Origin of the sequence: Methylobacterium ajmalii, assembly GCF_036448855.1 — a bacterium.
In the GTDB taxonomy this organism is placed as follows: domain Bacteria; phylum Pseudomonadota; class Alphaproteobacteria; order Rhizobiales; family Beijerinckiaceae; genus Methylobacterium; species Methylobacterium ajmalii.
Map to the genome: position 1 here is coordinate 79285 of NZ_JAZFXT010000016.1, position 7788 is coordinate 87072.

Consider the following 7788-nt stretch of genomic DNA (forward strand, 5'->3'; position numbering starts at 1 on the left):
TCCCCTTACCAGCGGTAGCGCAGGGTCGCGTAGACCGTGCGCGGCAGGCCGTAGAAGCAGGAGGCGTAGGAGAAGCAGCCGGTCACCGTGCGCTGGTCGAGGAGGTTCTGGGCGTTGACCTGGAGGTTGAAGCCCGAGAGCTTGGGATCGATGTATTTCAGGTCGTAGCTCGCCACCGCGTCGAGGAGCACGTTCTCCGGGACCCGGAAGGTGTTGGCCGGATCGCCCCAGGAGCCGCCGAGGTAGCGCAGGCCGCCGCCGAGGCTGAGGCCCGTGAGCGGGCCGGACTGGAACCGGTAATCGACGAACAGCGAGGCGGTCCGGTCCGGCACCTGGACCGGGCGCAGGCCCACGATCGGTACCTGCTGGCCGGTGACCTGGTTGAAGGTCGTGGTGGTGTCGCGGGTGTTGCGGATGTCGAGGAACGAGACGCCGCCGACGAGGCTCAGGCCTTCCGCCAGGGTGGCGCGGGCCTCGAACTCGACCCCCTGCACGCCGACCTCGCCGGTCTGGAGGCTGAAGTTGATGTTGTTCGGGTCCGGCGTCAGGGAATTCGAGCGCTTGATGTCGAAGGCCGCGGCGGTGAGCAGGATGTCGGTGCCGGGCGGCTGGTACTTGATGCCGGCCTCGTATTGCCGGCTCGAGATCGGTTCCGGGATCCGCCCGGCGGTGCCGAAGGCCGGATCGAAGATGCGCCCGTTGACGATCGGCTCGAACGCCTCGCTGTAGGAGACGTAGGGCGCGATACCGCTGTCGAAGAGGTAGAGCAGGCTTGCCCGGTAGGTCAGCGCGTCGGCCGGAATGTCCTGGGTGGCGACGGCGCCGGTGGCGAGCGTCCGGGTCGGGCCGGACTGGCGCGCGGTGTCGTAGCGGCCGCCAAGCGTCAGCACCAGGCGGTCGAGCTTGATCTGGTCCTGCAGGTAGACGCCGGTCTGCTCGGCGCTGATGCGGGCATCCGTGGTGTAGGCCGGCACCGCGAAGTTCTGGTCGTAGTTCGGCGCCAGCGCGTTCAGTTCCGCGGTGGCCGGGAACGGACCCGACAGGGTGCGGGTGCGGATGGTCTGGTGGTCGACGCCCAGGAGCGCGGTGTGGCCGAGAATCCCGGTGTCGAACTTCGCCTCGAAGTAGTTGTCGATGGTGTAGGCGTCGACGCCGACCTGGGTCGAGATCCGCGAGCGGCCGATCAGCGGCCCGGTGGTCAGGGAGGTCGGCGGGAACAGCGGCGTGTTGGAGCTGAACGCGGTGTAGACGCTGCGGTAATCGCCCTCGGTGCGCAGGATCCGGCCGGCGGAGTGGAACCGGAACGCGTCGCTGAAGCGGTGGTCGAGGATGTAGGTGACCGAGCCCTGCGTGCGGTCCGACTGCTCGAAGCCGCGGTCGCCGTCGTAGAAGTTCACCGGCAGCCGTCCGACGATGCCGTTGCCGAAGTCGCGCGGGAAGACAGTCCCGTAGGCCGGGAAACTACCGTAGAAGCCCGAGAACGGATCGCGCTCGTAGGCGCCCAGCACCGTCAGCGAGGTGTCGGCGGAGGGGCGCCAGGTCAGGCTCGGGGCGATGAAGGCGCGCTCGACGGTCGTCGTCACCGCCGGGCCGTCGCCCTTCCAGCCGAGCCCCGTCACCCGGAAGGCGAATTCCTCCGTGCCCGGCACCGTCGTCTCGGAGGCGATCGGCCCGCCGACGTCGAACCCGCCGCGGACCTCGCTGAAGCCGCCGCCCTGGACGAAGACTTCGCCGTGGCGGACGAATTGCGGCATCTTCGACGTGAAGTTGACGATGCCGCCGGGGCCCGACTGGCCGTAGAGCACCGAGGCCGGGCCCTTGACCACGTCGATGCGCTCGATCCGGTACGGGTCGATCGACGGCGCCGCGTCGCGGCCGCCGGGCAGCCGCAGGCCGTCGAGGAAGAGCGGCGCCTGGAAGCCGCGGATGTAGAACTGCTCGAGCCGGGTGGCGCCGGCGCCGCCGCGCTGCTCGGTGGTGACGCTCGGGCTGTAGCGCAGGGCCTGGTTGATGGTGAGCGCGTTCTGGTCCTCGATCTGCTTGCGGCCGATGACGGAGATCGATTGCGCGGTCTCGAGGATCGGGGTGTCGGTCTTGGTCGCCACCACGCTGCGCGAGGCGACGTAGCCCGGCACCGGCCCGCGGGCACCGCCCGGCTGCGTTCCGGCCGCGGTGGCGGTCACGGGCCGCACCGCGCCCTCGACCGTGATGGCGTCGAGCGCCAACTCCGCCGCATCCTGGGCCCGCGCCGCGCCGATCCCGGCCGACAGAACCACGCCCGACAGGAGCGACCGGGTCAATCGACGCCCCGCGAGACGAGGGGACGGGACGCGACGCGGCGACGGAACGGGCATGACGGAATCCGGGAGGCGAACGGGAATACTGGCGACGGCCGAGGGCTCTGCATTGAAAGCGACGACGGCCGCGCCTGGAAACCAAATGGCAAAACTATCAGGATCGAACAAGAACTATGTTTTATAGCTATTACAATGAGAGTATTGATCTATGACGAGAGATATCCTGACGATTGCGCCGCGAAGACGGCGATTCGATTTATGTTTCGTGATCGGATGTCGTCGATGGACAAGACGCCTGGTTCGCGCCCGGATGCACTGGTACCGGCGTTCCGCCGACGCAGGGTCGCGAAAGGTTTAGGCCGAACGGCTTAGCTTGAGTCGGGCGCGCGCCGGCCCTCGCGAGGTCGCGATCAGGCTCGCTCATGACACGCGCGCGATCCCCTCTCCCGTCCGGGAGAGGAGGCGGGATGAGAGGGGCGCTTTCGAGTCGAACGCGAGCGTCGGGCTGCCGATACTACTGTCCGCGCTCATCATGAAAACGCATCATCGTCATGGACGATCGTCGATCGCCGTGCCCCACTCCCACGCGGGAGAGGGGAAATGTTGCGATTTACTGAAGAGCGCGCGAGTAACGGACGCGACGCCCGCGTGCATCGCCCGGCACCGGGCTGTGGACGAGGGCGGGCGGCCTTGGAGCATTTTTCGACGAGGCGGATGCCGGCTCGTCGAAGACGATGCGGCAAAATCAAAAATCCAGAGAGCTTCGCGATTGCAACGCGATCGTGAGACTCTCTAGCGCCACAGGTTGGTCTTGGCGAGGTCCAGGATCTCGTCGCCGCGGCCGTTCATCACCGCGCGCATCACGTAGAGGCTGAAGCCCTTCACCTGCTCGGCCTGGATCTTGGGCGGCATGGCGAGTTCCTGGCGGTTCGTCACCACGTCGAGGAGGGCCGGGCCGTCATGGGCCAGCATCTCGGCGATGGCGCCCTCCAATTCGCCCGGATCCTCGACCCGGCGGCCGTGCAGGCCGGCGGCGCGGGCGATGGCCGAGAAGTCGGGATTCCGGAGCGCGACGCCGGTATCGAGGTAGCCGGCGGCCTTCATCTCCATCTCGACGAAGCCGAGCGTGCCGTTGTTGAACACCACGACCTTCACCGGCAGCTTCTCCTGCACCAGGGTGAGGAGGTCGCCCATCAGCATGGTGAAGCCGCCGTCGCCGGCGAGCGCGATCACCTGGCGGTCGGGCAGGGCGGCCTTGAGGCCGATCGCGTGCGCCATGGCGTTCGCCATCGAGCCGTGCGACCAGGAGCCGATCAGGCGTCGGCGTTCGGTCATCTTCAAGTAGCGCGCCGCCCAGATGGTCGGCGTTCCGACATCCGCCGTGAACACCGCGTCGGGGGCGGCGGCCTCGCTCACCAGCCGGGTCAGGTATTGCGGGTGGATCGGCGCGCGGCCGGGGGTGCCGGTGGCCATCTCGTCGAGGCCCTCGCGCGCCTTGGCGTAGTGCTTGAGGCACTTGTCGAGGTGGCGCGAATCCTCGCGCGGCGTGAGCCGGGTCAGCAGGCCGGCGATCGTCACCCCGACATCGCCGACGAGGCCGAGGTCGAGCCGGCAGCGGCGGCCGAGATTCTCCGGCCGGATGTCGACCTGCGCGATCCTGGCCTTCTCCGGGTAGAACTGGCGGTAGGGGAAATCGGTGCCGAGCAGCAGCAGGGCGTCGCAGGATTCCATCGCGGCGTAGCCGGAGGAGAACCCGATCAGTCCGGTCATCCCGACGTCGTAGGGGTTGTCGTGCTCGACATGCTCCTTGCCGCCGAGCGCGTGGACCACCGGCGCCTTCAGGGTCTCGGCGAGGCGCAGCACCTGCTCGCGCGCCCCGGCGCAGCCGCGGCCGCAGAACAGCGTCACGTTCTTCGCGCCGTCGAGGAGGGCGGCGAGCGCATCGAGCTCGGAGGCCGGCGGCAGGACGATCGGGGCCTGCGGCGCGAGCGTGGCGGGGGCGGCGAGCGCCCGCTCGGGCGCTTCCTTGAGGGCGACGTCGCCGGGGATCACCACCACCGAGACGCCGCCTTTCGCCACCGCCGTGCGGATCGCGATCTCGAGCACGTAGGGCAGCTGCGCCGGGTCCGAGACCATCTCGCAGTAATGGCTGCATTCCCGAAAGAGCGCCTCCGGGTGGGTGGCCTGGAAGTAGTTGGTGCCGATCTCGGCCGAGGGGATGTGGGCGGCGATCGCCAGCACCGGAGTGCGCGAGCGGTGGGCGTCGTAGAGGCCGTTGATGAGGTGGAGGTGACCCGGGCCGCAGGAGCCGGCGCAGACCGCGAGCCCGCCGGTGCCCTGCGCCTCGCCGGAGGCCGCGAAGGCCGCCACCTCCTCGTGGCGCACGTGCACCCAGCGGAGGCTGCCTCGGGCCCGGATCGACTCGGTGAGGCCGTTCAGGCTGTCGCCGACGACGCCGTAGACGCGCTCCACGCCGGCATGTTCGAGGGTTTCGACGACGAGGTCGGCAACGGTGCGGCGGGCCATGGCAGTCTCCTGAGCGCGAGGCCGCGGCGGGGGCCTTAAAGGCGGCCGATCCGGCGCGGGCGAGAACGACGTCTCTCCCGGGCGCCTCCTTCCCGAGGCGGAATCTAGGGCGCGCCCGCCGGAAGGGGACGAGGACCTGAGCGAGGGGAGGGGCGTGAGAGGCGCCGTGTCGCGCAAACGGGGCGGCCGCGGTATCGGCGGCGGCGCGCGAGAGGCCGGCTGCACCAAGAAAAAAGGCCACCCTTGCGAGTGGCCCGAAGTCTAGGGAGGAAACGCCCAAGAGGGCTGGCAAGTCCGCGACGCCATCGCGTCCTTGCGTGCCTCTTGTCTCGCACGCTCTTTCGCACTGCACAATCCGGGATCGCCGCCGGGGCTGGCATGCGCGCGGCGCATGAACGGCGAAGCTCGGCGCCGGCGACTCTCACCCGTCGACGCCGATCTCGAACTCCATCCCGCGGCCGGGACCCTGGTCGGCATAGTCGACGAGCGTGTAGCCGCGCTCGGCCAGCGCCGCCTCGAGGTCGTCGCGGTGGCGGCGGAAGAGCTGCCCGATCGCCAGCGGCGTCAGGCGCGGGCTCGCCCGGCGCAGGGCCTCGACGCCGATCTGGAGGGGCGCGCCCTCCCGGTCCGCGATGCGCACCAGCGCCGAGGCCAGTTCCGCCGCCTTGGTCTCCGCCGCCGATTTCGCCTTGAAGGCCATGGTCGTCCTCCTCGTGTGACGGGTCAGCCGCCGGTCAGCTGCTCGGCGAAGTCCTCCGGGATCTCCCCGAACTGACCCAGGATCTCGACGCTCTCGAGCTCGCCGGTCTCGTCGTCGGCAACGATGCGCAGGGCGGCCGCCCCCGGCATCCGGCCGGCGATCGCCTCGGCGCGCTTGAGCGCCCCGCTCTCGGTCGGCGCCACGTCGCGCGCGCCGGGGCGCAATCGCTTGCGATGCACCTCGAAGGTCTGCACCACGAAGGTCGTCCGCATCGCCATGTCCCGCGTCTCCCGTTCCCGTCGTCCCGTGCCCGATACCGGCACGGAGACCCGACCGGAAGCCGCCGGCCCAACGTTCTTCGTCCGTTCTAGAGCACTTTCCGATGAATTGGGTACCGGTTCGTCGAAAGAAAATGCGGCATAATCAAAGGCCTGGAGATCAAGGACCCGGAGCGGCGCCCGGTTCCCGCGCGATCGGGCGCCGCCCGGCCTACCGGCCGACGCGCCAGGATTAAGCCGAGCGGTCGAACGTATGGTGACGTCCGCGTCACCGAACTGTTGCCCGCCCACGTCTATGTGCCGCCTTGGAAACATTCCAAGGACTTTCCCATGGCCATCGGCCCCTCGACGACCCAGACCCCCTACCTGGTGCCGAGCACCGGCAACGTCAGCTTCACGTCGCTGCTGAGCGTCGGTGACACCGTACCCGGCTCGGTCAAGGCGGACGGCACGCCCTGGCGCTTCGTCGGCATCCCGGACGGCATCGGGGCCTTCGACAACGGGGACGGCACCGCCACGGTGCTGGTCAACCACGAGATCGGCGCCACCTCGGGCGTCGTGCGGGCGCACGGCTCGGCCGGCGCCTTCGTCGACCGGCTGGTCGTCGACAAGGCGAGCCTGAAGGTTCTGTCGGCGGGCGACCTCGGCACCAGCTATTACGGCTTCAACGCCGCCACCGGCGCCTACGTCCAGGGCACCACGGCCCTCGCCCGGCTGTGCTCGGCCGACCTGCCGGCGGTCTCGGCCTTCTACGACGCGTCGACCGGGCTCGGCACGAAGGCCCGCATCTTCATGAACGGCGAGGAGACCGGGGCCGAGGGCCGGGCGCTCGCCTGGGTGGTGAACGGCCCCGAGGCCGGCCGGATCTACGAGCTGCCGCGCCTCGGCAAGTTCTCGATGGAGAACTCGCTGGCGAACCCGGCCACGGGCGTGAAGACGGTGACGATCGGCACCGACGATTCCGCGACCGGCCAGCTCTACGTCTACGTCGGCACCAAGCAGGCGACCGGCTCCGAGATCGACAAGGCCGGCCTGACCAACGGCAAGCTCTACGGCATCAAGGTGCCGTCGGTGCTGGTCGAGACCAACGCGACCTCGGTCGCGGCGGCCGGCGCCGCCTTCTCCCTGCAGGAGATGGGCCCGAACGGCGACGTCTCGCGGATGACCGGCGCCCAGCTCCAGGCCGAGAGCGACGCCGAGGGCGTCACCACCTTCCTTCGGCCCGAGGACGGCGCCTGGGATCCGAGCAACCCCAACCGCTTCTACTTCAACACCACGAACGCCATCACCAGCCCGTCGCGGCTCTGGGCGCTCGAGTTCACCGACGTCACCCGGCCCGAGCTCGGCGGCACCGTCAAGGAGGTGCTGCGCGGGACCGAAGGGCAGGTGATGCTCGACAATATGACGGTGACCGCCGACGGGAAGGTCATCCTGCAGGAGGATCCGGGCAACAACGCCCGCATCTCGAAGATCTTCCAGTACGATCCGGCCAACGGGTCCCTGACCGAGCTCGCCCAGCACGATCCTGCCCGCTTCGGCACGCCGCCGACCGCGCCGTTCAACCAGGACGAGGAATCCTCCGGCATCGTCGACGTCAGCACGATCTTCGGCGGCCCGGGCCGGCAGGCCTTCCTGCTCGACACCCAGGCGCACTACACCCTGGGCGGCGAGCTGGTCGAGGGCGGCCAGCTGATGCTGATGACCCAGGACCGCTCGATCCGCGGCACCGACGGCAACGACACGCTGACCGGCAGCGCCATCGACGACCTGATCGACGGTCGTGCCGGCACCGACACCCTGGTGTTCGGCTCGCGGCTCGCCGACGCCACCGTCACCCGCGACGGCGCCTACACGCTGATTACCGGGCCGGAGGGCCGCGACCGGGTCGCCGGCTTCGAGCGCTACCAGTTCACCGACGCCACCGTGGTCACCGGCGACGGCGCGCCCCTCGTCGACGACCTGTTCTACCTCGCCGCCAACAAGGACG

5 protein-coding genes are annotated in these 7788 nt (G+C 69.5%); 1 reads left to right on the top strand and 4 read right to left on the bottom strand.

Going from position 1 to position 7788, the window contains the following annotated elements:
• Window positions 1–5 precede the first annotated feature (5 nt).
• The 4 genes from V3T34_RS06715 to V3T34_RS06730 form a co-directional block, all read right to left on the bottom strand.
• Window positions 6–2354, bottom strand: coding sequence for a TonB-dependent siderophore receptor (locus tag V3T34_RS06715; protein WP_305078096.1), 2349 nt, complete (start codon window positions 2352–2354; stop codon window positions 6–8).
• A gap of 735 nt (window positions 2355–3089) precedes the next feature.
• Window positions 3090–4823: a ubiquinone-dependent pyruvate dehydrogenase gene (poxB, locus tag V3T34_RS06720; RefSeq protein ID WP_305078097.1), complete on the bottom strand. Its 1734-nt coding sequence runs from the start codon at window positions 4821–4823 to the stop codon at window positions 3090–3092.
• Between the two features lie 421 nt (window positions 4824–5244).
• Window positions 5245–5523, bottom strand: a complete 279-nt coding sequence (locus V3T34_RS06725; protein WP_060849883.1) for a hypothetical protein — start codon at window positions 5521–5523, stop codon at window positions 5245–5247.
• A 23-nt stretch (window positions 5524–5546) separates the two neighbouring features.
• Complete coding sequence (locus tag V3T34_RS06730) at window positions 5547–5801, bottom strand: hypothetical protein (protein WP_060849884.1); 255 nt, start codon at window positions 5799–5801, stop codon at window positions 5547–5549.
• Between the two features lie 330 nt (window positions 5802–6131).
• On the opposite strand from V3T34_RS06730, the gene V3T34_RS06735 reads away from it, so the two are divergent.
• A partial coding sequence (locus tag V3T34_RS06735; RefSeq protein WP_331369135.1) for a hypothetical protein occupies window positions 6132–7788 on the top strand: 1657 nt, incomplete at its 3' end.